Consider the following 23,678-nt stretch of genomic DNA (forward strand, 5'->3'; position numbering starts at 1 on the left):
GTTTAAGGTTGCATCCCCCTAAATAATGGGTACCGGTTTTCGGTTGAGGATGCGCTACAGTCAGGTCACAGGAGATGCGGTGGCAGCTCGAAGAACACTATGGGAGGTAGGGTGTCTTCATGGGATATCTTGAGGAACTGTTTGGTGTTGCTGGCAAAACGGCGCTGGTGACAGGCGGTGGCACTGGCATTGGCCGCATGGTTGCAACAGCGCTGGCAGAAGGCGGAGCACGCGTCTTCATCTGCTCTCGCAAGCTGGATGTGGTTGAGACAACCGCGGAAAAAATCAATGCAAACCTGAAAGCCAACAATCCGGAAGCTGCCGGATCTGTTGAAGCATTTCAGGGGGATGTGGGCTCTGAGGAAGGTGTGCTTGCACTGGCTGAGGCAGTGCGTGAGCGGAGCCCGAAGCTGGACATTCTGGTCAACAACGCTGGCATCACCTGGGGCGAGCCACTGGGCTCTTTCCCATACTTCGCGTGGAAACGGGTGATGGATGTGAACGTGGCGGGCCTGTTCCATTTGACCCAAACGTTGCTGCCAGAACTGAAAGCCAGCGGGCGTCCGGAAGATCCGGCTCGTGTGATCAATCTCGGTTCCGTAATGGGTTCCACCCCAATCGGGGACGGCGCTTATTCTTACTCCGCGTCTAAAGCCGCAGTGCACCAGCTGACGCGTATTCTCGCCAAGGAGCTGGCGCATGAGCACATTACGTTCAATGGCTTCGCACCGGGGCCGTTCCAATCCAACATGACAGCGTTTGCGACGGATACGGACGAGAAAGCGGCTCATGTCGGCAAAGGTGTTCCTCTTGGGCGCATCGGCCACCCGGACGATATTGCAGGTGCAACACTGTTCCTGTGTGGCAAGGGCGGATCTTACGTCACGGGTGAGGTGATCCCACTGGATGGCGGCATTCACGTTGCCACTGGCACAAACCTGTTTGGATAGGGAGAAGCCCTGTGGAACTGACAGTAGAAGAACTAGAGGCCCGTGTTGGCCAGCAGATTGGCTTGTCTGACTGGGTGGAAGTGGATCAGGAGATGATCTCCACCTTCGGCAAACTGACGTTTGATGAGCAGTTCATCCATATGGATCCCGAGCGTGCTAAGGCGGAAACGCCTTTTGGAGGCACCATCGCCCATGGGTTCCTTACGCTTTCGCTCGCCAGCAAGTTTGCCATCGAATCTCTGCCGGATGTGAAAGGGCGGACCATGGGCATCAACTATGGTTTCAATAAAATCCGCTTTTTGCATCCCGTCGCCACTGGTAAACGCATTCGGGGACGTTTCACTCTGGATGGTCTGACCCGCAAGGGAGATGGACAGATCCTCCAGGAGTTTGGTCTTTCAATTGAGATTGAGGGTGTCGAAAGCCCTGCGTTGGTCGCACAATGGCTGACAATGACGTTTTTTGAGGAGGTAGCTGCATGACGCAGGACACGATGAATTTTGCCGGTCAGGTAGCGATAATCACAGGTGCCGGCGGTGGGCTTGGCCGTTTGTACGCGTTGGAGCTTGCTGCGCGCGGTGCTGCCGTGGTGGTGAACGATCTGGGCGGCTCGGTTGATGGCTCCGGCTCTTCCGCAACAGCGGCGGAGACGGTTGTTGAAGAGATCAAGGCAGCTGGTGGCAGAGCAATAGCGAATGCTGCAGATGTAACTGATGAAGCTGCGGTCAATGCGATGGTGGCAGAAGCTATTGAAGCCTTTGGCCGCGTTGACATTCTCATCAACAACGCTGGCATTCTGCGCGATAAGTCCTTTGCCAAAATGGAAATGGCCAATTGGAACAAGGTGGTAGATGTGCACCTCAATGGTGCGGCACTCTGCACCAAGGCTGTCTGGAACGTGATGAAAGAGCAAGGCTATGGTCGTATCATCATGACCACCTCTCCATCTGGTATCTATGGCAACTTCGGTCAGGCGAACTACGGCGCGGCAAAAGCAGGCCTGTGGGGCATGATGAACACGCTCGGCCTTGAAGGTGCAAAGAGCAACATTCACGTAAACTGCATCGCACCGTCTGCGGGCACGCGTATGACCGAAACCATCATGGATGCTGGCACGCTGAAGATGCTGGCGCCAGAAAACATCACACCCGCTGTTGTGTTCCTGTGCTCTCAGGCTGCGCCAACCCGCAAAGTGCTTGTAGCTGCTGCTGGCACCTACACACTGGCTGAAATGGTGGAAACGCAAGGCATTCATCTGGCGGAGGGTGATCGCACACCAGAGGCAATCGCTGCCAACTGGGGCCGGATTGCAGATCGCACGGATGCGGAGCCAGTCAATAGCGCCATGGAGGGTGTTGCCAAGCTGGTGAAGGCAATGGCCAACGCCTGATACAGAGCAAAGTGAGAGCCTGACTGTTCACGGGACGGAGGACCGTCAGGCTAGTGGATGTTTCATGGAGGAGGGGAGCCCATGACGAACGCCTTGCATACATTGGAAAAACCAGCGCTTCAGGCTTATCTGCAGCAACACGTGCCGGAGTTTGGTGAGCTTCTGGAAATTGAGAAGTTTCCGGGCGGGCAATCCAATCCGACCTACAAACTGGTGACCTCCGACAAGACTTACGTCATGCGCGCCAAGCCTCCGGGAAACCTGCTGAAGTCCGCACATATGGTGGATCGTGAGTATCAGGTGATGGCCGCGCTGGCAGACAGTGATGTGCCGGTGCCCAGGGTCTATCATCTGTCGGAGGATGATTCTCCAATTGGTACCATGTTCTTCGTTATGGAATACGTTGAGGGGCGTATCTTCTGGGACCCGGCATTGCCAGAGTGTTCAAACGAAGAGCGTATGGCGATCTTTGCGGAGATGAACCGCGTGCTTGCAGCGCTGCATGACGTTTCTCCCAATGCTGTTGGTTTGATGGACTACGGCAAGCCGGGCAACTACTTCGCGCGGCAAACGGGGCGCTGGATTAAGCAGTACAAGGCTTCCGAGACCGTCAGCATTCCAGCCATGAACCGCCTGATGGAGTGGCTGGAAGCCAATATGGTGGAAGATGATGGTTCTTCCTCTCTGGTTCACGGGGATTACCGGCTCGACAACCTGATCTTCCATCCCACAGAACCACGCATTGTTGCAGTGCTGGATTGGGAACTCTCCACTCTTGGCCATCCGCTGGCCGACCTTGCCTATCAGTGCATGCAGTGGCGCTTGCCGTCCTTCAAAGGCCTGCGCGGCCTTGCTGGACTGGACCGCGTTGCGCTCGGCATTCCGCTTGAAGAGGAGTACGTGCGCCAGTACTGTATGCGTCGAGGGCTCAACGAAATTGAGAACTGGGAGTTCTATCTGGCGTTCTCCATGTTCCGATTAGCGGCTATTATTCAAGGGGTTGTGGCGCGTGCAGAAGCGGGCAATGCCTCGAATCCCGAAGCTGCTGATATGATGCGCAAAGCCGTTCCTCTCATCGCCACCATGGCCTGTGAGGTGATTGGCGAACTGGTGGAGTAAGCAATGAAACGATCCGGGCGTTGTATGTGTGGGGCGGTATCTTACAAGATTGATGGCGACCCGGTGGTCACCGCGCAGTGCCACTGTGAAGAGTGCCGCAGAACCAGCGGAACCGGCCATTCAGTCGGCGCTATGTTCCGTGTGGATCAGGTAAACATCTCCGGCGACCTGGGAGAATATGTCTACACCTCCGCCAACGGTTCGCAGGTCACCAAAGCGTTCTGCCCAAACTGCGGAAGCCCAATCTATGGCCGCAACACTAACGCGCCAGATCACATGACGTTGCCACTCGGATCCATGGACAACGCTGAAGATCTGGAAGTGCAAGTCGTCATCTTCAACCGCGACAAGCAGCATTGGGACACTCTGCCAGAAACCACGGCGATTTTTGAAACTCAACCGGACTGGAAGCCTGAAAAGGCGTGAGGGCGTCTCTCAAAACAACAATGCCCGCCTAATTCGGGTTAGGCGGGCATGTTACGCAGAGCTCAGTTGAGGTGCTTACTTCTCAAAGTAGAGCTGCTGCGGGTATGCGAGGCCAACGCCGCGTAGCGCGTCGTCATGGACAAACCCCGCAGGGAAGTTCTTCAGATTGTTCTTGCGCACGTAGATTGCTGGTGTTTCGCCCACCAGTCCAATGTGCCAAACGTTCTTAGTGTGAACGTCAACCATCTGTTTTGCATAGGCATTTGCTTCTTCCAGACTTGTTGCAGTCTGTGCTGAATCCCAAGCCGCCCAAACATCGCGGATTGCGTGATCCTTCGGTGGCTCTTCACCGGACTTGCCGTTGGAGTACCACCAGTTGAAGTAGTTCTGCGCAAAGCCGCCGCGGCCCAGGAAACGAACCGGATCAGCGGTGATGACGGAAGAGCGATCGAACGTGTCAAGGATCATGTCGAAGTCTGCGGTTTCAACATGCTGCTGGAACAAAGTCCGGTCGATAATGCGGACCAGAACCTCGATGCCCATGTCCTGCCAGTAAGTTCGCACCACTTCCAGTAGCTCGCCCTGAATGTCCCAGCGGGTTTCCAGCACGAAGCTGAGGCGGCGGCCATCCGGCATCAGACGGAATCCATCGGAATCGCGTTCTGTCAGGCCGATCTCGTCGAGCAAAACAGCAGCCCGCTCTGGATCATACTCTGTCCAGCGGCTTTCAGCGGCTTCATCGTAGAATGGAGAACCAGAGATCGGAGAGGCCTGACGGGCTTCACCAAGGCCGGAGAACGCCAGCTCGTTGATGGTTTCGCGATCCACGGAGACGTTAAGCGCTTCGCGGAAGCGAATGTCCTCAAACAAAGCCTGTTTGGTTGCATCAGCTGAGTTCAGGTTCGGCATAATGGTCCAAGTCAGTGCTTTGGTCCATTTCTCAATGGTGTAGTCGCCCTTGGCTTCGTTCTCTTTGAGGAGCGTGAAGTCGGCCACGTTGATGTGGCGGTTCTGAAGGTCGATTTCGCCCTGAATGGCCATGAAGTTGATGGCTTCCGGGTCCTGGAACAGGCGGTGCTCGATCTGGTCAATGTAAGGAAGCTGATTTCCTTCTGCATCGACACCGTAATAGTAAGGGTTGCGCTCCATCACCACAGTGTCAGATGGTGGCGGTGTTTTCACGCGCCATGCGGTCAGGACCGGCATATCCGGGTTGAACCACCATGCCTGAATCTGGCCTTTGGAATCCCAAAGATCAGTCCATTTCTTAGCGCCATGCTTGGAAATGGCCGCGTCCAGCTTGGCTGGATCAGCGTAAGTTGGGTGATAGTCTTTGAGGTAGTGGAACGGCTCGATGAAGCCCGGACGATCAAGACCCGGACGACCGGTGCTCTCCTTAGCCAGAACGGTCAGGAACAGCGGGTATGGCTTCTCAAAGGAAACGGTGAATGTGTAATCGTCGGCGAAAGATAACTTCATTGGCACACCGTTGGAGGTGTACAGCGCCTTGATGGATGGCATCAGGTCTTCGTTGAGGAACACGTCCTCATACCAGAAGCGCACGTCACGAGTGGTGACAGGAGCGCCATCAGACCAGCGCAGGCCTTCGCGGATTTTGAAGGTGAACTCGCGGGCGTCTTCACTCACGGAGTATTCGCCGATCCAGCCCGGAACCAGAGACAGGTTCTTCTCGCCGTCCATGTAGGTTTCCACCACACGCTCTTCCATGAGCTTGGTTGGTCCCCAGCGGTCGCTTGGGCCTTTGAAGGCACGCTTTAGGACACCGCCATAGGTGCCGATGCTGTCGTAGACCGGGATGACGCGTGGATTTTTCGGCAGGCGCTCTTCAACCGGTGGCAATTGGCCGGCTTCGACCAGCTGCTTGAGCATTGGCGCCTCATTATAGGCCCAGCTATTGGCGGCCAAAAACGGCAGCGTCAAAGCAGCAATCGACGTGAGTGTAACGCTCTTCATCAAATTCTCCCCCCATCTCACGGCGGCTCACTCCTCAATGATCCAGCCATGAAATATTTATTGCGTGAGATCGGGAATCTCGACGCATTGCAATGTTTACGGGATGAGAATAAGTAGTTCCTCAGTGGTATATCAAAATATTACTATGAAAATATTTTAATAAATATCCTATTTTTTAGGTGGAATTACGATTCCTTGCTTGGAGAGCCTGATTTTGGACTGTTCTTCTTTAAGGAAAGAAGCAAGATCAAATTTTTGTGTTGCCCAAGCGTAAGTTTTACCTGCCGCCAAATGAATGCTGGTGTTACGCAATTCTTCGGGAAGAAACTTAGACTGCAAAGTAAACTCGCACGTTTTTTTTGCTTTTACAGAAAGGAAGGCAAGCACACCGTCACGCAGCACAGCGCTGACCAGATACCCGCCGTGGGCTGGCAGATTGAAGAATGAGGCATCTTTCCAACCTTGTGGGATTGCCGGGAACACGCGGATCTTACCGCCCCAGCTTTGTAGTAGCATGTCTATGGCCGCCGTTGCTCCTGTGAGAGGAACTTCCACCGTGGTCGCGTCAACTCCGGCGTGTTCATAATATTGTGTGTTGGTCAGATGCATGCGTCCGCCTGCACCCGTATCCAGAAACGCCCGCAAATACTCATGGGCAAGGTCGCCTTCGCCAATGGCGGCGTAGAGTGAAGCTGCACCGGTAAAGGAGTAGCCAACCAACTTCTCGTGCGGTTCATGAGGTGACTTTGAGAAGCTCTGCCAGTGATCGACAGACTTGCGAATACGTTCCTTCTCGCCCTCTTGATCCGCATTGCGCAGGTAAAACGGATAGGCCATCAGCAAGTGGCTGTAATGCCGGTGCGCGTCAGTTAGGCTAACATCCTGACCAATCAGATACCCAGTCTCCTCTGAGTAGGGATAGTCCACCAATCGCCCTAGAATCTCAGCGTATTCCAGCCTTTCTTCTGTGTCAGGCTCAAGGGCCAGATAGGTGGAGATTGCCCACTTCAGCACGGCAAGGTCATAGTTGCAATTGCGGGCAGATTTGTATTCTGGCGAGAACGTTTCTGGCAGATGGATTGAACCATCGGGTGAATAGATGAAATGATGCCGGTAGAACTGAATTCCCTTTTTCAAGAAGTGTTTAACGACTGTGTGAAGCGTATCCTGATCGTCTTCATATGAGGCTGAGAGCCACAGGTTATGGACGAGCCAGAGGAAGTTCCCAAGCGTGGCATCCTGCACGTTTTGTGTGTGGTAGGCCGTACCATCCGCAATGCCAGCACCTTCGGTGAAGGGTGCGATTGGCGTTGGTTTTGGTCCTGGTTGGCAGAAGTCCGCATTGGTGACGGTGTAAAGATTATAACCCCCTGTCTTTCCACCCATTTTTGCCAGTTGATGCTCATGTTCCTCTAACTGGCGAATGAGTGGTTTCATCAGATCAGAGCGATTGCCATACGCGCAGATCCAGTAGGTAAGCTGGGAGTTGAGATTGTGCCAGACGCCGGGCCACGGGGTTGTCGGATCAAACCAAACGCCTTGCAGATCAATCAGCGCACCATTCGGGCGGGTGAGGCAGCGGAGCTTGTAGAACTGGAAATCAACATAGGACTCAAGCTCCTCGTCCGGCAGTGAAATCAGCGTTCTGCTGGCGTACTCCGACCACTCGTCCTCATGGGATTGCCTTTGTGTTTCAAAGGGTTCGTTTAGTGCTGCCTGAAGGTTGGCGCGGGCAGCTTCCGCAAGTTGCTCGTTGTTGTAGCGATCGTACTCTATACAGCAGAAATGCCGGAGGCTTTGGTGATGCCGCTGAGTGGAAGTTGAAACGATCACCTCTCCAGCCTTCATACCACGCTCACGATAGGTCGTGCTTGTGTACGCGCCAATATCATCTGCGTAGGACCGAACGTCTGCTGGCTCAAACGGTCCGTTGTCGTGCGGGTGTGAGTTTCGGGTGCGGGAGGACTGCGGGTTTTCGATTGGATGATAGGTGAGTGTGGAACTAGTCACGACCTGCTTCACATCAAGGATGATGCTGTCGCTTAAAGCGTGGCAGAAGCAAGTGAGGGTGATGTCCTCCTCTTCCAGCTCCAACGTGCCTGAGAGGATGCCAGAGGCAAGATCAAGCCGTAACTCTACGCCTTTGATTATGCTGGAGAAGGTGAGTTTACAGTACCCGAGTGGTTTGCGGTGGGCCGTCACTTCGGGGTTCACGTTGTAGACATCCGCTCGTCCCAAAGCCAGCTGCAGCGTCCTGTCGTTTGTCTGGAACAGCATCACACCGACGAGCCCAGATCCGAGCAGAATGCTCTCCTGCTGTCGTTGTGGGAGAGCGTTGTAGAGCACCTTGTTCCTTCTGAGTTTGCCAAGCTGGGCGTCTCGGCTGATCTGTTCAATGTCACTCTGTTCCAGAAGGGGCATGCTCAATCCAAAATACAAACTGGCGAAATAGGTTTCGCCAGAGACTAGCGGAGTGTTTTGTCGCAGGGCAGCACAGTTTATTGAAAAATTTCAATGCCTAAGCTGCTGGGGCGGAATATCTTGAGATCTCGACAAACCGGCGAGAAAGCGGATGCTCAGGAGCAGCGAAGAACTCCTCCGTCGCCTTGTGTTCCACGATCCTGCCGCCATCCATGACCGCGATATCGTCTGCCAACTTTGCCAGGGTTTGCAGGTCGTGGGAGATGATGAGGATGCCCATGTTCATTTCTGCGCGCACCTTGCGCAGAAGGGATGTGATCTGCTCCTGAGTGACCAGATCCAGTGCGGAAAGCGGTTCATCCAACACCAGAAACTTGGGCTTCACGGCCAAAGCGCGTGCCAGTGCAATGCGTTGGCATTGTCCGCCAGAAAGCTGGTGGGGGCGTTTGGCGGCGCAGGTATCTTCCAGACCAACCATGTGGAGCAGCTCACGGGCCTGCCTTTGCCGCGCAGCTTTAGGCAGCTTATGGATGGCTTTCAGTGGCTCACAAATTAGGTCCAGCGCGCTCAGGAATGGGCTGAGTGCGGCCAGCGGGTCCTGCCACATGTAGTGGATGATATTTCCAGTTTTGCTGAGGTCGGGAAAGAAGATCTGGTTGTTGTGAAACAGGGCATCTTGCGGTGCGAGGATGATCCCTGTCATGGCCTTGGCCAGCGTAGATTTTCCGCAGCCCGAGCGCCCGACCAAGCCCGTGGCGCGCGAGGGATGCAGGGTCAGGCTGACTTCGGAGAGCACCTGATTGTCGCCATATGCAATGGAGAGATGTCTCGCTTCCATGGTCATAGTTGAAGCCTTTCCATAGCTCTTGTGATTTCGGCAGTGGCGCGGTGGCAGTCCGGCGCGACGGGTTGGTTTAGATCGCACGCGTCGACGATCCTGCCGGCATCCATCACCAGCACGGAGGTACAGGTTTGGCGAACAATGCGCAGGTCGTGGCTGACGAAGAGCAGAGCGGAACCGGTTTCCTGTTGGACAACATCGAGGGCCTGCAAGGTCTCATGCTCGGTGATAACATCAAGGCCGGTAGTTGGTTCATCGGCTATCAGGATGGTTGGCTTTAAAATCAAGGCCATAGCCATCATCATCCGCTGCTTCATGCCACCGCTGAGGGCATTGGGGTATTGCTTCAGGCAATGCTTGGGGAGAGAGACTGCTTCCAATGCCTGACAGATTGCATTGTGGGCGTCTTGCCCGAGCAGCGAGACGTTACCTGCGGTTTCCAATAGTTGTCTCTCAACGGTCAGGCTGGGGTGCAAGGCGTTGCCGGGGCTTTGGAAGATGCAGAAGATGCCCGTGCCTCTGATCCGCTGTTTCTCAGCCTGCTGCATCTGCAACAGGTCTTTGCCCTGAAAGCAGATCGAGCCTCTCGTTGCTTCAAGAGGAGCTCGCAATGCTCCGGTAATTGCGTGGCAAGTCAGAGACTTACCACAGCCAGATTTGCCTATAAGACCTAAGCGTTGGCTTTCAGTAAGCTCAAAGCTCACGCCTTCAACCAGTGGCTCGTTGTTCTGGGCAGCATTGGCAATACTGAGGTCTTGGACCTGAAGAAGGGGTGTTTCTACCATCTGTAGGGTTTCCTCTTGTCCAGCTGAAAACGGATGCCTTCACCCACCAGATTGAAGCTGAGAACGGCGAGGATGATGACAATGCCGGGTGCCAGCACCACGCTTGGACGCTCAGCAAAGAAAGGCCGTGCCTCGTTGAGCATCGCTCCCCATTCCGCAGCTGGTGGCTGTGCGCCGAAACCGAGGAAGCTGAGGGAGGAGAGCACCAATAGGAGGCCTGCCATCTCCAGCGAGAGGACCACGAGCAAAGGTGGCAAGATTTGCGGGAGGATGTGTTTTGCTATGATACTCAAAGGCTTCTGCCCGCATTGACGGGAGGCAAGCACGTATTCTTTGGAAGCAGCGTCCAGCGTGAGGGTTCGCACTAAACGCGCCAGACTTGGCCACCAAGCCAGAGCAACGCCGATGACGGCGGAGGTCAGAGATGCACCCAGATAGCCGATGATTGCGAGGGCAAACACCAGCATGGGAAACGCAAGGAAAATATCCGCAATCCGCATCAAAACCGCATCAACCCAGCCTTTGCAGAGGGCGGAGAGCAGGCCGACAGGCAGCGCGATAGCGAGGATAAGCCCGGCTGTTGTGAGCGCTGTGCCTAGAGAAAGTGCCGTGCCAGCCATCAGGCGGGAGAGGATACAGCGGCCCAGATGGTCTGTTCCAAGCGGATAGGTCAAGTTAGGTGCGCTGAGGCGGTGAAGCAGGTCAATCTGGTTGGGTGGGTGTGGGGCAAAAGCTTCTCCACCCAGAGCGAGAGTGATGAAGACGCATAGGAAGAGACCGCCCAGTAGAAACGTGGTTTTGCCTCTGAAGAGGTCTGTAACCCGCGAAAGAGGGAGGGATCTAGCACTCTCAACGTAAGCCATGGTCATCCTCCTTGAGTTGAGGCATGAGCCAGTGATTTGTTAGGTCTGCTAGGAAGTTCGCCAGAAAGAACACCAGTCCCATAAACAGCAGATACGCCTGCAAAATTGCGAAGTCCCGCTCTGCGATGGCCTGCAGAGCTAGTTGACCAAGCCCCGGCAAGTTGAAGATATTTTCGATAATTACCGAGCCGCCAAGCAGCGAGCCGAACGAGATGGCCCAGTTGGTGACGAGGGGCGGCAGAATGGATTTCAGCACATGGCGACCCAAAATTGCGCGGCGGGACAGACCCTTAGTGATGGCAAGACGAATGTAATCCTCGCTCATCACTGCAATGATCCGCTCTCTCACCAATCGGCTCATCACAGCGGCATTGCCAAGCGCCAGCGTAATAACGGGTAAGATCAGGTCCTGCGCATTGCCGAACTGAAGTAGCTTGAACCACCCAAGACCCAACGCAAACACTGCAAGCAGAAACAGCGCCAGCCAGAAGGATGGCACGGAGACCAGAAACATGGTCAGCACGTAAAGGCTGGTGGAGAGCGATGTGCGCTGCGAAACAGCCGTGACGGTGCCAAGCACCAGCGACAGAGTCAGTGAGCTGACGAAGGCCAGAACGGACAGTGTTGCTGTAATGGGCAAGTGCTCTTTAAACAGCTCCAGTACGGGTCGGCCCGACGCGATGGATGTGCCCAGATCCAAACGGAAGAGATCCATCAGCCAGATAAAATAACGTTGGATCAGTGGCTTATCGAGCCCGTACTCTGCGCGCAGGGCATCCACTTGCTCAGCAGAAAACGCCACGCCCAGACGGCGTAGTTCCATCTCGATCGGATCGCCGGGGGTGAGTCCGATGATCAGAAAACCAATCAGGGTCATGCCAAGCAGAGTTGGTATTCCCGAAAGCGTGCGCTTGAAAACAAACTGCTTCATTTGCTTATCTTTCGTGAAAAGGCAGCACAGAGCACCGCATTGCGATGGCCTGTGCTGCGCATCTCTTATTTGGTCTGAGTAACCTGACCGTAGTCGATCCAGTCAGCGTGCTCGAACATAGGAACCTTCAGGCCCGGACGGGACAGGTTGAAGTTCGGCACCATCAGGATTGGAATAGCAGCCAGTTTGGTCTGCACGATTTCGCGGTGCGCTTCTCGAACAAGTTCAATGACTTCTTCGCGGCTCTGCGCTTGACGGGCATTGTCCAGAATGGTGTCCAGCTTGCCACCCGGTGCGGTATACTGGTAGCCCCACGGGGTTTTGGAGTGGAACAGGTTGTACAGCAGGTAGGTTGGGTCTGCGTTGTTGTTGGAGGCAAACTCCATGTACAGATCCGCTTCACCGGTTGCCAGATAGGTATCGTCGTAAACGCCTGAATCATCTACCTGAACCAGCTCAATATCGATGCCGATAGTGCGGAACATCTGCTCTAGAAGCTCTGGCATAGGGCGAACGCTGGAAACGTTTGGATACGCCGCAACAAGGCGCAGCTTCAGTGCTTTGCCGTCTTTGTTGCGCATGCCATCACTGCCTTTGTTCCAGCCAGCTTCATCCAGCAAAGCCTCTGCTTTCTGGATGTTGTAGTCAAAGCCGTCGACGTGATCATCGCCAAGACCAAACATCCAGTTTGGCAAAATGCCTTTTGCAACAACACCTTTGCCGTTGAACAGCACCTGAGCGAGCTGCTCGCGGTTGATGGCGTAAGCCAGCGCTTCTCGGACGCGTTTGTCTTTCAGCGTGTCGTAAGGCGCCTTGCCGTGTAGGTTTGTCAGCAGAGCCACGTAACGGATCGGACGGGATTCGTGCACGACAACAGAACCGTCCTTTGGCAGGCTCAGCAGCATCTGAGGTGTCACCTCGGCTACGATGTCGACTTCCTTGTTCTGCAATGCCAGCAAACGAACCTGATCATCAGCAATGAAGTGATAGGTGATGTTCTCAACCTTTGGCTTCTCACCCCAGTAAGCATCATTGCGCTTCATGCTGATGGATTGCTTTGGTTGATAGTTGTCCAGCAGGTACGGGCCCGTTCCGATTGGATTATCTGCGCGGTCACCATGGATGGAGAACAAGGAGGCTCCACGGTGGGTCATGTTTTCGATGACGAGAGAAGAGTTGATCTCGGACTTGAAGGTGAAGGTATAAGGCCCGGTCTGGTCAAAGCTCTCCTGATCGATCTGCAGGAAGTCAGAGCGGCCCTGATCGTACAGCTTCAACGCGTCGATTGCGGCTTTTGCATCAAAGGTTTGTCCGTCATGGAACGTGATGCCTTCGCGCAGTTTGATGCTGTAGACGCCGTCTTTGTAGTCCCAGGTTTCAAACAGAACGCCCTGCGGAATGAAGTTTTCGTCTGGCTTTACAGCAGTTTCCACGATCTGCCCGGCTGGACGGCGGGTGGTGAAGTTGAACTTCTTCGGGTCCACGCTGTAGCGGTCTTTTTTCACTGCAATGCGCAGCTGCTGGATGTCTTCCGCGTGCACTGTGGAGACGCCAGAAACCAGAGCAGGAAGCGACGCTGCCAGAATACCGCTGATGCTAAGTAGTTGTTTGAACTTGTTCATTTCAATTCCAATCTTTGTCTGTAATCTTGCGAAAATCAGAGAAAGACCGGAGGCGCTCGCGGAGCATGGCTTCGCCGTGGAATTGTATAATGCCCCACCTCGTTGGGGGCGAAGACACGCTTCGGCTTTGCAGGTTCAAGGACGAAGATGCTCTGAGAAGCAGTATCAGGCGACTTCAGCGAAGCAAATGAAAACATACAGAACATATTGTTCTGATTATCTTTTTGCTTTTCGTCTTCATCAGAGGTCTCGATGAAAATCTGCTGAAGACCTTGCGATGTGCAGATCGTGATTTCAAAACCATCCGTACCGGCGCGCGGCATCATGCCGGGCGGCGCGATAAGCTGCAGGATCACAAACCATGTTGCGAGCCAGCAGACCAATACGGTTGTTGGTTTCAAAGCCAAGTGAGTGCACCTTGCGCTTGATGAGCCATCAGAGCCAACCTCAGCCACTGCTGAGATTGAGGGGATAAGCGAGTGGCAGGAGCATCGTCCTGCCGGTCCGATGCATGCAATTGTGGCACTGGCTTTTCTGCAAGCAGCCTGCAGAAAGCCTTTGGTTGCCATGGGTTTGCATGACGGAGCCAGAATGTCCTTTGAGAAAATAGCCCTTTTATGTCAGCATATTAGCCAAACTAAGAAAGGCCGGGACAAACCAAATTATGCTTGGACGGGAGGTGCTCTGGGCGCAGCGATGCGCACGGTCGTATCCGTAAGTGCAATACTTGTCGGAAGCGTAACCACATCAATAGGAAGGGGAGAAGCGTCGAACTCTGTGTGAGAGGAAGCGCTGAGTGCCTTGGCAACAACATTGCCGAACGCGCAATTGTCGTAGGCTTCCTGCTCTTCAGTTTGCTGGATTTCGTTGCCATGCTCGTCAAGGAGTACGGTTTGCATACCTTGCGCAGTGCAGATGACAATCTCAAAGCCGTCCTCTCCTCCGGAAACCATCATTCCGGGAGGTGCAACAAGCTGCATCAACACAAACAGTGCAGCTAATACAGTCGCTTTGGCTTTTGTCAGTTTCACAGCAAACTCTAGTGACGCTAAGTGCATTTCCGCCTTAGGCTAGTACAAAATACGTGTCAATGACTTTTACTTATCTCTCTTGTGACTCTATGAAAAAATTTTAGTGGGCAGTGATGCACTTTTGCTTGGCAGGCATAGGTAAGCGCCCAAGAAAATATCATGTTTTCATGGAGTTATTGCGCGCAAGAGGTGTAAAGACTACGGGAATAAACTGAGTACTGCTCAGATAGCGCTAAACCGCCGCAGCTTGGTAAGCTTGTGTTGCGTTGAGGAGCAGGGCGGATGGGTCGGAGGCGGTTTCAGGGTATTCCTGAACCTGCAGCAGAGACTGTAAGCCACTGACTTCGCTGGCTTTCTGCTCTTCGCCACCGCCAAGGTTCTTCTCACGAAGCTCGGTGTAGGCTTGTGCCAGGTTGGTTTGAGCCTGAGCTGCAACGGCCTGATCCTGACCGGATGGCTGTGCGGGTGCGAGGGCTGCTGCGATGACGGTGGTCAGCTTTGCGATGCTGGCTTCCGGGTCTCCGGAGATAGGTGCGGAGTCAATTGAGACTTCGCCGCCAATGGCATAGCTGTGGCCGTCGGGGCCGCGGGTTTCGGTGTAGCTTGGCGCGCCAGCGAATGCACCGCCGGCTGCTGCGTGGGCTTGCTCGTGAGCGCGAACTTCCGCGTCGCGGGTCTTAAGCTCTTGAACCTGCTCCTGTTCTCCTTCGGAAAGCTGTCCGTTTTCGTTCTTGGACTTTTCAGAGGAGGATGAGGCTGCAACCGGGTTGGCGGATAGGTCGCTGGTGATCGTGACCGAATCCTTCGGAACCGCATGCTCAATGGAAAAAGGCGTTGTTTCCTGCTGGTTTACGCGTGCAGGCTGGGCCGCGTTGTAAGACGCGGGGCGTGCAAGTCCAGCAAATGAAGAGCCAATTCCATCTATCATAGGTTGAACTTATACAAGTTACCGGTGCTTTTGGTAAAGGGTTTTCTGGTACACAATTTTGTTAGGTGTGCTACGGTTTTGCTTTGGGCGTATGCTGTAAACCTGTGTATCTAAAGGAAAGATTGCGCGGGGCTTGAGGGAATTCGGGAATGATTGAAGATTTGAGCCGGTCTCAGCAGGAGATATTGGATGCTGCTGCCGAGTGCTTCATGAAGATGGGGCCGGATGTGGCTTCCATTGATGATATCGCCGGTCTTCTGGGGTCCACGAAAGGCCGTGTCTACCACCATTTCCGCTCCAAGGGCGAACTGCTTTATGCGGTGCGCCTGCGCTCAGTTTCCCTGCTGATGGAACGGGTTAGCCCAATCGCCGCGCAGGATATTCCCCCACTGGAGAAGCTGCGCGCCATGTCGTTTGCCCATGTGCTGCGCATTCTCAAATTCCTGAGTTATCACCGTGTTGTCAGCGAAGACACGCGCATGTTCTTCCGTGGGTCGGCGAAACCGCATGAGAAGGAGATGATTGAGCAGATCATTGAAATGCGCCGCTCCTATGAGAACTTGTATCGTGCGGTGCTGACAGAGGGCATAGAAGCTGGCGTGTTCGCCAATCAGTCCGTCTCCATCACCTTGCATTCCATCATTATTTTGATGAACGGCCCATGCTTCTGGTACTCCCCGCGTCCCGAGCAAACCGACAAGGACGTTGAGGAAATTGCCCGCAGCGTGTCTGATCTGGTGCTGCGTGCTGTGGTGGCTGACCCGGCAGTGCTGGAAACGGCTTAGCGCCCGCTCCCAACGGGGATATCTCGTTTGCGTTGAAATGTGCGTTGGTTTGCGCGCTTTTGCGTTTTTCTGCGTTGCTGTGTTTTGGCGAGCCTCGCCAGCCCGTCGCGTCAGTCCGCGTGTAGATTTTCCAGCAGCGGACACTGCACATTGCCGCTTTCGCAATTTCCCATCAGCTCCTCCAGCGCCTTTTCCAGTTGGCGAAGGCTTTCGATTTTTTCACGCACAGATTCCAGATGTGCTTTGCTCATATCATGAGCGATTTTACAGTTTTCGTCCTGCTGCTCGCCGAGGCTGAGCAGCGCCTGTGCGTCTTTGATGGTGAAGCCCAGATCCCGGCAGCGTTTGATAAAGCGCAGGTGACCGATTTCCTTTTCGGAGTAGGCGCGGCGCCCATTATCCCCGCGGGCTGGTTTGGCAACGATGCCTTCGCGCTCGTAGTAGCGGATCGTTTCAATGGCAACGCCGCTGCGTTTTGAGGCTTCTCCAATCGCGAACATGTGAACTCTCCCGCCTTGATCCTGTAGCCACTACAGCATCTATAAGCCTGCGGCAGAACCTTCTCAACTGAACAAACGGATCTGCTAATGAAGACCTTTCTCAAAATGAGCTATGCGGGCTCGTTCACCTCGCTGGGTGTTGCCACTTGCTGTGTGCTGCCTATTGCGCTGATGCTGGCCGGGCTTGGCGGCAGCTGGTTGGCGGTGTTCGGCAAGATTGCGGCTGCAAGTTACTTCGTGCTGGTGGCGTCTTCCGTGTTGTTGATGCTGGCGTGGGGTGTTGCTGTGCACCGGGGCTCTGTGGCCCGCCTGAAAACACATTTACTGCTGAGCACCATCGTGACGGCTCTGGCATGGGCTATCGTGCTTAATGAAACCGTCATTAACGACCACCTGATCAGCCTGATGTGATGCCATGACCAAAACAGTTATGCTTGAAAGCACAGTGACTTGCCCGGATTGCGGCCACCGCGAAACCGAAGTGATGCCCACCGATGCCTGCCAATGGTTTTATGAGTGCAAAGGCTGCGGCACCCTGCTGAAACCTCTGCCCGGCGACTGCTGCGTATACTGCTCTTACGGCACCGTCCCTTGCCCACCAATCCAGCTGGATGAGGCGTGCTGCGGCTAGCCCTGACCGCAAAGCTTCCACATCGCGCAGGCTCAACGCAAATCGATGACAGGCCCAAACGGTGTAGCCGACGATACTGCGTGGAAAACGGTAGTCTTTCAGGCGCGGTAAAGCATCAAGATCAAACGTGGTTTTCACTTAACTCAACTCGCCAATTTCAACAAATTGACAAAGCCCTTACTACAACCACCCGCAGCGCATAACTTAAGCTGCTGCGTAATCGGGGAGCGGATCCACTTATAAAACGCGCTCACCTGTCCAAACAAACGGAACCACCTCACTTTAAGGCTGAGAGGTATTAAGGGAGTTGATAGTCAGGCTCCAAAGTTTTACGAGTTTTATGAACTCATCCAGTCTTTCCTCAAACATTTGGAAATCGAGTTCTGAGGCTGAAAATCTTGAGTTTAGAGCGGGTTGGTTATCGCCTTCAGTCATTGCAAGTGCTGCATTGCCGGTGCCTTTGCCGAGTAAATTGGCCTGAAGCAGGAGTTGATACCCAGTCAGGCGCTTATCTGTTTCAATATCAGGCAAATGAGCAAACAAGATCATTTCATCTTGTTTATTAGCGGCAATCGTAAGGATGAACTCCTCTTCAATATCAAGTGAACAAGTTCCGTCCTTATCTAATTTCAGATGTGGTAATCCAATTTTTTTGCCAAGATTGGTTATGAGTGTTTCGATGTTGCTCATGATGCTCCTCATAGCCTTGGGATCTAGAGCGTGTCGCGTTCATTAGCACTCAAGCTACATACTCTGACATAACTATCGGAGCGAATTCTTATCATTTCATTGAATCCCATCATATGGAACGTGCTCTAGGCTTTATCTTTGGCGTTTTCTGCCGCGTAGCTATGTTCATCAAAATAATTTACCGTCGCGTCGAGTGCATGGTCTTTTGCTCTCCCCAGAGCCTGGCCCGTTTCTGTTCCGTCATAAAGGCCAATAAAATCATTGAGGTCTGACACGTAGTCAGTTGGATTAGATGGATCGCCCTCTGGAGTGGTCTTTTCTAAGCCAAGATTAAGCTCTAACTCTCCATCCAGGTACTGTCCGGTCCATAGTGCCTCATGAATTGCATGTCCGCCGTCATAGGTCAGGAACATGGTGGTGAGGAGCATGTAATCTTTCGGGTCTGGCACTGTATTCTCATTATCGCTGTTCTCCATGAGGTGCTTTAAGAAAAACAGATTCAGGTTTGTTGAACCCGAGACACCGCTGGCAACCGGTATTCCGTGTTTTAGTGCTTTAAGCTGCGATTGCGACGGTTTTTCCAGCACCGGGATATTGCGTCGGGATGGATGCGTGCTTGGGACTTTAGTTTGGTCGTCTTCAAAGGTGACAGCGCCAGGCTGGTAATCGAGTGTAATTCCAGCCTGCAATTTATCTGATACTTCACTGGTGCCGAAAAGATGTCCTGGCGCTGTTCTGCGATTAGATTCTCGTTGTAACAACTGATAAGCTTTGTTCGCTTTATGTATAAAGCTGACCAGATCTTGTTCTCCCTCTTTTACTGGAGGGCGGTCTTCAGGCCATTGATTGGTGAGGATACTATTAAGGTTCACACAGAGCTTAACCGTTAACATTGGGACAGCGATGGCTTCGTAACCATTGGTCGTTGGAGCGCTCAGAAAATCTTGTAAATTTTTAAATGCGTCCTCTGCTGGGCAGTCTGCCAGTTTTTGTAGTTGCGGGCATTCAGTTATCCAAAACCTCTTATCGCGCTTCAGAGCCGACTGAAGATTTTTGGCAAGATCTTGCTGGACACGGGGTGTCTGTTCTGAAACTGTTTGGAGTGTGCCAAGCTTTGCTGTGTGTCCGGCATCTAAAACTGACTGCGGGGGATTGTGAACAAGGTCTGCAACCAGGTTGCTGTCAAGTACCCTTGAGTAAACGGCATCGTGTAGTCTTGTCAGGGGTTGCTCGTCTGATTTTCCCATCTGTACGGAAAATTCTATCGCCCGTGCTGCAAGTTCCTCAAGGCCGTTGTCTTTTAGCTCTTTTGCTGACTTGTATAATAAATCCCGTGTTTCCGGCACTGACAGCTGATGGCCAAGAATCTGTTTTCTTACAACTTCATCAACTTTGCCCAATGCGATAGATGCTGTTTGGTCTAGATCCGGATTTTGCATTTCTTTTTTTAGCAGAGAGAGAAAGTTCGTGGTGATTTCGCCAGGTGTGCGGGGAACTTCGCCCCCTTGTGCTGCGTTTTTTCTTCTCTGATCTTTGGGATACACGAAGTTGGTATGAACGTCTTTTAGTGAAAGAGCGACTGCTTCCTTCAGGACGGGATTGTCGGCGTTACTCAGAACATTGAGTGAACGGGTAATACTTGAAATGCCGTCGTCATCTGCATCTTCTGCCAATTTCATAACTTTGGATGTGATTTGCCTGGAAGCCTCTATAGGATCTTCTGGTACTGGCTTGCCTTCGAAGAAAACCTCCATGGTTAGTCTGGCTCCAAAGTCCTTGGCATCGTCGAAAAGATCATTTGCTTTTTTACGGTTTTTCCGGAGATCTCAGTTGGAGACTTAAGGGCCTTTTCAAGTAATTTCAGTGTTCGAATAGTGCTCCTTTTCGCTAAAAAATGATCAGTAACCTTTCCTGCTACATCTTGGGTGAAAACGGCATTAAGTTCATCCTTAAGTGCTGTCACGGTAGATTTGCTTTGAAGTGCCTCTTTTATCTCAAAGTCAAGCAGGCCTTCTGATGCCTGCTCAGTGCCATCAGTCTGCTCCTCGGGGAAATTAAGTTGGAGACTGCTATAAACTTTCTGAGCCCATGTCTGCTCTGCCGGAGTTATCTTACGTTTGGGCATATGGGGCTCCAGAGTTCATATCACTAAATATGCGATATATTATCTGGAGGTAATTTAGATACTCAGTTGTGTAGTTTTAGTGTAGTTAAATATCAAAATGAGTATATAGTTTTATTTTGTATTTCTTCTTAGTAACTTGATTATTATTGTAAAGCTACTTTTGAAGAAAGTGATCTGACCTCGGTCTCTTGTTTTACATGAGTGGCGTTGCTCGCTTGGGAGGGCTCGCTTAGGCTCTTGCTTGTTTGCCTTCGAGTGGTGTCAGATGCAGAAGTTGATCGTTACTGGTGCCAATGGCGCTGGCAAAAGCTTTGTGGCTGCTCGCCTAAGTGCGGCGAGGCCGGAGATTCCGCTGATTTCTTTTGACAAGATCAAGCTCACCAGTAATTGGCAACAGCGGCCAAGGGCTGACATTGAGCAGGATCTGGAGCAGGTTATTGCAAAGGAGGCTTGGATACTTGAGGGCGGCCCAAGTCTGCTTGATCAGGCTCTTCCTAAAGCTGATGCCATTATCTGGCTCGACCCACCTTTGGTTTTGCGGGCTTGGCGCTTGTTGGTTCGGCCTTGGCATAACCTTGGTAAGACACGGGCAGAACTTCCAGCCGGGAACTTTGACTGGCCCGCTCAGCAGTATCGGTTCGCGTTCCGCAGCCTTCGGAACAGTTCCACCTTTCAAAGCAAGATACTGGATCATCTGGAAAAAGTGAAAACTCAACGGATTTGGCACTGCCGTACTCGCGAAGATATTGAGATTGCCGTCAATAATTGGCGTCGTGCTGGAAAAGATACGCCTTAGTTCACTGTGAAGCATCCAACTCTCCTCTCACAACGGTGAGAGGAGGCCTGTGGTTTTAAGGGGCTCTCTGACAACATGATGAGGGAGCAAAATCCTATGAAGAGAACTGCTGTGAATCCATGGGCGTGGTCGCTGAAGCTGGGGTACAATCAGGCGGAAGTGATTGAGGGCACCAAACGGCAGGTGGTCTGCGCAGGCCAGACCTCCGTGGATGGTGAGGGAAACCCACAGCATCCCGGTGATATGCGCAGCCAGATTGCGCTTGCTCTGGATAATCTGGAGACTGTTCTCAGCGCTGTGGAGATGGGCCTCGCCAACATAACCCAGCTGCGGATTTACGCCACCGACGTGGATGAGGCCATGAAGCATTTTGATCTGCTCGGTGCCCGCTTTGGTCCGGTGCAGGCAGCGCCTCCTGTGACATTGCTTGGCGTTACGCGGCTCGCCATTCCCCCGCTGATGTTTGAGATTGAAGCCACCGCTGCGGATTGATCAACACCATCAGCTGCGCCTCGAAAGTCCATAGTTTCGAGGCGCTTAAGCTGTGCTATGCTCTACGCGATGGAGGCAGAGTAGCCTGCGCAGGAATTTGGGTGTGAGTGAGAGTTATGCGGCGGGCTGAGAGACTTTTCCGGTTGGTGAACGAGATGCGCACCCGTGGTGTCAGCCGGGCTAACGAGCTTGCCGAGCATCTTGAAGTCAGCATCAGCACCATCTACCGCGATATCGCCCATTTGCAGGCCTCGGGTATGCCCATTGAGGGGGAGGCCGGTGTTGGTTACCTGCTGAGGCCGGGGTTTGATCTGCCCAACACCACGTTTACCCATGACCAGATCGATGCGCTAGCCGTTGGCCTTGCCTTTGTTGAAAATACCGGCGATCCGGCCTTAGCGAGCGCAGCGCGGGAGGTCCGGGCGAAAATTCAGGCAGGCCTGCCAGCGCCGGAAGAACGCAAACTGGCCGATGCACCCTATTACAGCCTGCAAGGCAAGAACAGCGCGCCCGCTGATGTTGGGGTATTGCGTGAGGCAATCCGCAAGCAGCACGTGGTTGAGATAACCTACACAAATGCAGGTGGCAGCACCTCAACCCGCCGCCTGCGCCCACTGGTGATCTGGAACCTGACCGACGGCTGGATGTTCTCCGCCTGGTGCGAACTGCGCCAAGACTTCCGCACCTTCCGCTTCGACCGCATCGCCCTGCTCACCGTCACGGGCGAACACTTCATCGCCGACGAAGACACCAGCCTGACAGCCTTCATGGAACGGGAAGGGTGCGAGGAACAGATTTAGTCCTCAACCCGATCCTTCTCATAGGTCTTGGAGACCGGAAACTCCGGCAGCCAGTTTTCGCGGCGGGTGGTCCAGAGCTCATAGGTTGGGATCAGCTGGTTGGGCTCGTCCAAAATACCCAGATGGACCTCCACCTCGCCTTCGCTGGTGGAATAGACGGATGAGCCGCAGCGTGGGCAGAAGAAGCGGCCCTGATAGCTGCTGGTCTCACCTTCAACGCTCACAGCATCTTCCGGATAAATCGCCGAGGCATGAAACACTGCACCATGGTGCTTGCGACAGTCCATGCAGTGGCAAACCCCAACCCTGTCCGGCACCCCAGACGCCACAACCCGAACCGCCCCACACAAACAACTCCCCGTCATTTGTTTCATCTCAACACTCTCCCACAATCCGGCGGGCAGGGTACTGCGGAAATGTACAGCAGCCAACTACCCCCGTCTCATCGCCCATCTGACGATGAGGGTGGCTATGATCATTTCCAGCCAGGCGAGGGGGAGGGCTATGAGGATGACTTGGGTTGGGGCGAGGTTCATGTTCCAGAGGCCGAGCCAGAGGATGACGAAGACCGTGGCCCAGATTGCGCTGCCTGCGTAAAGTGCGTTGCGGTTGGTTGGGCCGAACCGCTCGAGCAGCACCCAACTGAGGCCGGTTGCAGCGAAAACAAGCACTGTGTCCCACAGGCCCCACACCATAAACACCGGCAGGTTCATTGGCGCGACATCATGGATTTGCGGCAGTGCGCTGCGCATGAGCGGCATCACAAAAGCAAAATAGCGAAACACTTCTGAAGCATTGATCCAGAGGAAGTTGAGCAACACGGCAAGCCAAAAGGCCCGTTTGGGGTTTGAAAGGGCAAGCGTGGTCATGGGGCGGTTATCCGTGTTCTGATTGTCTCTAAAAACTGGTTTGCACTTGTGCGTAGAAATTTGCCGTCTTTGGTGAGACGAGAGGTGGACCAGAGACCGTTGGTGAACACCACCAGCAATCCTGCGAGCATCTCCAGTTCCTCGGGAGGCACATCTGGCTTCTCGTTGTTCAACGCATTGAGGAAGCCCAGCTTCAGGCGGGTGTTGTGTGCGTCCACCTTGGCATGCACCTCAGTGTCGTGCGGGGCGACTTCGGTGGCGGAGTTGGCAACAAAGCAGCCGGGTCCGGGTAGGCCGGTTTCTTCTGCGCGGGTGATCTGAATTTCAAAGTAACTGGCAACTTGCTCCAGTGTCGCGTCGTCCTCTTCCACCTGTACGAATGCGGGGGAGACGACCAGATCCTGATAGCGCTGAAAGCAGGCCAGAAACATCTGCTTTTTTCCGCCAAATGCGCCGTAAATGGCGTGACGGGTGGCACCGGTTGATTTCACCAGATCATCCATGGAGGAGGCGTGGAAGCCGTTCTTCCAAAAATGTTCCAGTGCGCGGTCGGTTAAATCTTGTGTGCTGATATTGGCTTTTCTTGGCATGAATCAGCTTATATCAGAATGATCATTCTGAATCAAATGAGCCGCATTGATGCTGGTGCCTTTAGCCAACGCTGCCCGATCACTCGGCCTTCATCGCACCTGTGAGAAGTGGGGGGTGA

28 protein-coding genes and 1 pseudogene are annotated in these 23,678 nt (G+C 53.5%); 11 read left to right on the plus strand and 18 right to left on the minus strand.

The genetic code is table 11. The annotated features are described in order from the left end of the window. Window positions 1-119 precede the first annotated feature (119 nt). From PSE_RS09915 to PSE_RS09935, 5 genes are all read left to right on the plus strand, one after another. Entirely contained in the window at window positions 120-950 is an 831-nt protein-coding gene (locus PSE_RS09915; protein WP_014284717.1) for an SDR family oxidoreductase, read from the plus strand. Window positions 951-961: 11 nt separating this feature from the next. Then, on the plus strand, window positions 962-1,432 hold the full coding sequence (locus PSE_RS09920) for a MaoC family dehydratase (RefSeq protein WP_014284718.1): 471 nt from the start codon (window positions 962-964) through the stop codon (window positions 1,430-1,432). Beyond that, window positions 1,429-2,340, plus strand: a complete 912-nt coding sequence (locus PSE_RS09925) for an SDR family NAD(P)-dependent oxidoreductase (RefSeq protein WP_014284719.1) — start codon at window positions 1,429-1,431, stop codon at window positions 2,338-2,340. Before PSE_RS09920 ends, PSE_RS09925 begins: the two co-directional genes overlap by 4 nt. Window positions 2,341-2,421: 81 nt before the next feature. Then, on the plus strand, window positions 2,422-3,459 hold the full coding sequence (locus tag PSE_RS09930) for a phosphotransferase (RefSeq protein ID WP_014284720.1): 1,038 nt from the start codon (window positions 2,422-2,424) through the stop codon (window positions 3,457-3,459). A gap of 3 nt (window positions 3,460-3,462) precedes the next feature. Then, a complete protein-coding gene (locus PSE_RS09935; protein WP_208998133.1) occupies window positions 3,463-3,885 on the plus strand; it encodes a GFA family protein in 423 nt (140 codons plus the stop codon). Between the two features lie 75 nt (window positions 3,886-3,960). On the opposite strand, the gene PSE_RS09940 is transcribed toward PSE_RS09935, so the two are convergent. The 10 genes from PSE_RS09940 to PSE_RS09985 form a co-directional block, all read right to left on the minus strand. Beyond that, window positions 3,961-5,859: an ABC transporter substrate-binding protein gene (locus PSE_RS09940; protein WP_014284722.1), complete on the minus strand. Its 1,899-nt coding sequence runs from the start codon at window positions 5,857-5,859 to the stop codon at window positions 3,961-3,963. Between the two features lie 168 nt (window positions 5,860-6,027). After that, on the minus strand, window positions 6,028-8,280 hold the full coding sequence (locus tag PSE_RS09945; RefSeq protein WP_083841559.1) for a hypothetical protein: 2,253 nt from the start codon (window positions 8,278-8,280) through the stop codon (window positions 6,028-6,030). A 97-nt stretch (window positions 8,281-8,377) separates the two neighbouring features. Further along, entirely contained in the window at window positions 8,378-9,124 is a 747-nt protein-coding gene (locus PSE_RS09950) for an ABC transporter ATP-binding protein (protein WP_014284725.1), read from the minus strand. Beyond that, complete coding sequence (locus tag PSE_RS09955) at window positions 9,121-9,906, minus strand: dipeptide/oligopeptide/nickel ABC transporter ATP-binding protein (protein WP_014284726.1); 786 nt, start codon at window positions 9,904-9,906, stop codon at window positions 9,121-9,123. The genes PSE_RS09950 and PSE_RS09955 overlap by 4 nt, the downstream gene beginning before the upstream one ends. Beyond that, window positions 9,900-10,769: an ABC transporter permease gene (locus tag PSE_RS09960; protein ID WP_014284727.1), complete on the minus strand. Its 870-nt coding sequence runs from the start codon at window positions 10,767-10,769 to the stop codon at window positions 9,900-9,902. Before PSE_RS09960 ends, PSE_RS09955 begins: the two co-directional genes overlap by 7 nt. After that, complete coding sequence (locus tag PSE_RS09965; protein WP_014284728.1) at window positions 10,756-11,700, minus strand: ABC transporter permease; 945 nt, start codon at window positions 11,698-11,700, stop codon at window positions 10,756-10,758. Before PSE_RS09965 ends, PSE_RS09960 begins: the two co-directional genes overlap by 14 nt. A gap of 65 nt (window positions 11,701-11,765) precedes the next feature. Further along, window positions 11,766-13,322, minus strand: a complete 1,557-nt coding sequence (locus tag PSE_RS09970) for an ABC transporter substrate-binding protein (RefSeq protein WP_014284729.1) — start codon at window positions 13,320-13,322, stop codon at window positions 11,766-11,768. Between the two features lie 35 nt (window positions 13,323-13,357). Then, on the minus strand, window positions 13,358-13,729 hold the full coding sequence (locus PSE_RS26655) for a DUF2946 family protein (RefSeq protein ID WP_014284730.1): 372 nt from the start codon (window positions 13,727-13,729) through the stop codon (window positions 13,358-13,360). 255 nt (window positions 13,730-13,984) lie between these two features. Further along, window positions 13,985-14,353 carry a DUF2946 family protein gene (locus PSE_RS09980; RefSeq protein WP_014284731.1) on the minus strand — a complete coding sequence of 123 codons (369 nt, stop codon included), beginning with the start codon at window positions 14,351-14,353 and terminating at the stop codon, window positions 13,985-13,987. Window positions 14,354-14,585: 232 nt separating this feature from the next. After that, window positions 14,586-15,281: a putative metalloprotease CJM1_0395 family protein gene (locus tag PSE_RS09985; RefSeq protein ID WP_014284732.1), complete on the minus strand. Its 696-nt coding sequence runs from the start codon at window positions 15,279-15,281 to the stop codon at window positions 14,586-14,588. 149 nt (window positions 15,282-15,430) lie between these two features. Here PSE_RS09985 and PSE_RS09990 point away from each other — a divergent pair, with 149 nt between their 5' ends. After that, complete coding sequence (locus PSE_RS09990; protein WP_014284733.1) at window positions 15,431-16,066, plus strand: TetR/AcrR family transcriptional regulator; 636 nt, start codon at window positions 15,431-15,433, stop codon at window positions 16,064-16,066. A gap of 110 nt (window positions 16,067-16,176) precedes the next feature. Here PSE_RS09990 and PSE_RS09995 read toward each other — a convergent pair whose 3' ends face one another. Continuing rightward, complete coding sequence (locus tag PSE_RS09995; RefSeq protein WP_014284734.1) at window positions 16,177-16,566, minus strand: helix-turn-helix domain-containing protein; 390 nt, start codon at window positions 16,564-16,566, stop codon at window positions 16,177-16,179. Between the two features lie 87 nt (window positions 16,567-16,653). Here PSE_RS09995 and PSE_RS10000 point away from each other — a divergent pair, with 87 nt between their 5' ends. Both PSE_RS10000 and PSE_RS27645 read left to right on the plus strand, forming a co-directional pair. Further along, window positions 16,654-16,977, plus strand: coding sequence for a hypothetical protein (locus tag PSE_RS10000; protein ID WP_014284735.1), 324 nt, complete (start codon window positions 16,654-16,656; stop codon window positions 16,975-16,977). Window positions 16,978-16,981: 4 nt separating this feature from the next. After that, window positions 16,982-17,197: a GDCCVxC domain-containing (seleno)protein gene (locus PSE_RS27645; RefSeq protein WP_083841623.1), complete on the plus strand. Its 216-nt coding sequence runs from the start codon at window positions 16,982-16,984 to the stop codon at window positions 17,195-17,197. A 9-nt stretch (window positions 17,198-17,206) separates the two neighbouring features. On the opposite strand, the pseudogene PSE_RS27650 reads toward PSE_RS27645, so the two are convergent. From PSE_RS27650 to PSE_RS26665, 4 genes and pseudogenes are all read right to left on the minus strand, one after another. Further along, a pseudogene (locus PSE_RS27650) lies at window positions 17,207-17,335 on the minus strand (IS6 family transposase); the annotation flags it as partial. A 144-nt stretch (window positions 17,336-17,479) separates the two neighbouring features. Then, window positions 17,480-17,887 carry a type III secretion system chaperone gene (locus PSE_RS10010; RefSeq protein ID WP_014284737.1) on the minus strand — a complete coding sequence of 136 codons (408 nt, stop codon included), beginning with the start codon at window positions 17,885-17,887 and terminating at the stop codon, window positions 17,480-17,482. A gap of 125 nt (window positions 17,888-18,012) precedes the next feature. Next, entirely contained in the window at window positions 18,013-19,641 is a 1,629-nt protein-coding gene (locus tag PSE_RS10015; RefSeq protein WP_014284738.1) for a hypothetical protein, read from the minus strand. A 2-nt stretch (window positions 19,642-19,643) separates the two neighbouring features. Further along, window positions 19,644-20,012, minus strand: coding sequence for a hypothetical protein (locus PSE_RS26665; RefSeq protein ID WP_051125900.1), 369 nt, complete (start codon window positions 20,010-20,012; stop codon window positions 19,644-19,646). 265 nt (window positions 20,013-20,277) lie between these two features. Between PSE_RS26665 and PSE_RS10020 the strand changes: the two genes are divergently transcribed. The 3 genes from PSE_RS10020 to PSE_RS10030 all read left to right on the plus strand — a co-directional run bounded on the left by PSE_RS10020 (window position 20,278) and on the right by PSE_RS10030 (window position 22,100). Beyond that, entirely contained in the window at window positions 20,278-20,808 is a 531-nt protein-coding gene (locus tag PSE_RS10020; RefSeq protein WP_014284739.1) for a DNA topology modulation protein FlaR, read from the plus strand. 96 nt (window positions 20,809-20,904) lie between these two features. After that, entirely contained in the window at window positions 20,905-21,300 is a 396-nt protein-coding gene (locus PSE_RS10025) for a RidA family protein (protein ID WP_041768269.1), read from the plus strand. Window positions 21,301-21,416: 116 nt separating this feature from the next. Beyond that, window positions 21,417-22,100, plus strand: a complete 684-nt coding sequence (locus tag PSE_RS10030) for a YafY family protein (RefSeq protein WP_041768271.1) — start codon at window positions 21,417-21,419, stop codon at window positions 22,098-22,100. Here PSE_RS10030 and PSE_RS10035 read toward each other — a convergent pair. From PSE_RS10035 to PSE_RS10045, 3 genes are read right to left on the minus strand one after another with little or no spacing between them, the layout of a single operon-like run. Beyond that, window positions 22,097-22,474: a GFA family protein gene (locus PSE_RS10035; RefSeq protein ID WP_041768273.1), complete on the minus strand. Its 378-nt coding sequence runs from the start codon at window positions 22,472-22,474 to the stop codon at window positions 22,097-22,099. The genes PSE_RS10030 and PSE_RS10035 overlap by 4 nt on opposite strands. A 57-nt stretch (window positions 22,475-22,531) precedes the next feature. Continuing rightward, window positions 22,532-22,969, minus strand: a complete 438-nt coding sequence (locus PSE_RS10040) for a hypothetical protein (protein ID WP_014284743.1) — start codon at window positions 22,967-22,969, stop codon at window positions 22,532-22,534. After that, window positions 22,966-23,559 carry a TetR/AcrR family transcriptional regulator gene (locus PSE_RS10045; protein WP_014284744.1) on the minus strand — a complete coding sequence of 198 codons (594 nt, stop codon included), beginning with the start codon at window positions 23,557-23,559 and terminating at the stop codon, window positions 22,966-22,968. The genes PSE_RS10040 and PSE_RS10045 overlap by 4 nt, the downstream gene beginning before the upstream one ends. Window positions 23,560-23,678 lie beyond the last annotated feature (119 nt).

Origin of the sequence: Pseudovibrio sp. FO-BEG1, assembly GCF_000236645.1 — a bacterium.
GTDB lineage: Bacteria > Pseudomonadota > Alphaproteobacteria > Rhizobiales > Stappiaceae > Pseudovibrio.

Excerpts from the sequence above, each read along its gene's own strand:
- PSE_RS09970 (WP_014284729.1), bottom strand. The coding sequence starts at position 13,322 with ATGAACAAGTTCAAACAACTACTTAGCATCAGCGGTATTCTGGCAGCG.
- PSE_RS27645 (WP_083841623.1), top strand. The coding sequence starts at position 16,982 with ATGACCAAAACAGTTATGCTTGAAAGCACAGTGACTTGCCCGGATTGC.
- PSE_RS10045 (WP_014284744.1), bottom strand. The coding sequence starts at position 23,559 with ATGCCAAGAAAAGCCAATATCAGCACACAAGATTTAACCGACCGCGCA.
- PSE_RS09940 (WP_014284722.1), bottom strand. The coding sequence starts at position 5,859 with ATGAAGAGCGTTACACTCACGTCGATTGCTGCTTTGACGCTGCCGTTT.
- PSE_RS09965 (WP_014284728.1), bottom strand. The coding sequence starts at position 11,700 with ATGAAGCAGTTTGTTTTCAAGCGCACGCTTTCGGGAATACCAACTCTG.
- PSE_RS09985 (WP_014284732.1), bottom strand. The coding sequence starts at position 15,281 with ATGATAGATGGAATTGGCTCTTCATTTGCTGGACTTGCACGCCCCGCG.
- PSE_RS09915 (WP_014284717.1), top strand. The coding sequence starts at position 120 with ATGGGATATCTTGAGGAACTGTTTGGTGTTGCTGGCAAAACGGCGCTG.
- PSE_RS09935 (WP_208998133.1), top strand. The coding sequence starts at position 3,463 with ATGAAACGATCCGGGCGTTGTATGTGTGGGGCGGTATCTTACAAGATT.
- PSE_RS10030 (WP_041768271.1), top strand. The coding sequence starts at position 21,417 with ATGCGGCGGGCTGAGAGACTTTTCCGGTTGGTGAACGAGATGCGCACC.
- PSE_RS09955 (WP_014284726.1), bottom strand. The coding sequence starts at position 9,906 with ATGGTAGAAACACCCCTTCTTCAGGTCCAAGACCTCAGTATTGCCAAT.
- PSE_RS09960 (WP_014284727.1), bottom strand. The coding sequence starts at position 10,769 with ATGGCTTACGTTGAGAGTGCTAGATCCCTCCCTCTTTCGCGGGTTACA.
- PSE_RS10025 (WP_041768269.1), top strand. The coding sequence starts at position 20,905 with ATGAAGAGAACTGCTGTGAATCCATGGGCGTGGTCGCTGAAGCTGGGG.
- PSE_RS10000 (WP_014284735.1), top strand. The coding sequence starts at position 16,654 with ATGAAGACCTTTCTCAAAATGAGCTATGCGGGCTCGTTCACCTCGCTG.
- PSE_RS09925 (WP_014284719.1), top strand. The coding sequence starts at position 1,429 with ATGACGCAGGACACGATGAATTTTGCCGGTCAGGTAGCGATAATCACA.
- PSE_RS09945 (WP_083841559.1), bottom strand. The coding sequence starts at position 8,280 with ATGCCCCTTCTGGAACAGAGTGACATTGAACAGATCAGCCGAGACGCC.
- PSE_RS10020 (WP_014284739.1), top strand. The coding sequence starts at position 20,278 with ATGCAGAAGTTGATCGTTACTGGTGCCAATGGCGCTGGCAAAAGCTTT.
- PSE_RS10035 (WP_041768273.1), bottom strand. The coding sequence starts at position 22,474 with ATGAAACAAATGACGGGGAGTTGTTTGTGTGGGGCGGTTCGGGTTGTG.
- PSE_RS10040 (WP_014284743.1), bottom strand. The coding sequence starts at position 22,969 with ATGACCACGCTTGCCCTTTCAAACCCCAAACGGGCCTTTTGGCTTGCC.
- PSE_RS10015 (WP_014284738.1), bottom strand. The coding sequence starts at position 19,641 with ATGGAGGTTTTCTTCGAAGGCAAGCCAGTACCAGAAGATCCTATAGAG.
- PSE_RS09990 (WP_014284733.1), top strand. The coding sequence starts at position 15,431 with ATGATTGAAGATTTGAGCCGGTCTCAGCAGGAGATATTGGATGCTGCT.
- PSE_RS26665 (WP_051125900.1), bottom strand. The coding sequence starts at position 20,012 with ATGCCCAAACGTAAGATAACTCCGGCAGAGCAGACATGGGCTCAGAAA.
- PSE_RS10010 (WP_014284737.1), bottom strand. The coding sequence starts at position 17,887 with ATGAGCAACATCGAAACACTCATAACCAATCTTGGCAAAAAAATTGGA.
- PSE_RS09950 (WP_014284725.1), bottom strand. The coding sequence starts at position 9,124 with ATGACCATGGAAGCGAGACATCTCTCCATTGCATATGGCGACAATCAG.
- PSE_RS09995 (WP_014284734.1), bottom strand. The coding sequence starts at position 16,566 with ATGTTCGCGATTGGAGAAGCCTCAAAACGCAGCGGCGTTGCCATTGAA.
- PSE_RS09930 (WP_014284720.1), top strand. The coding sequence starts at position 2,422 with ATGACGAACGCCTTGCATACATTGGAAAAACCAGCGCTTCAGGCTTAT.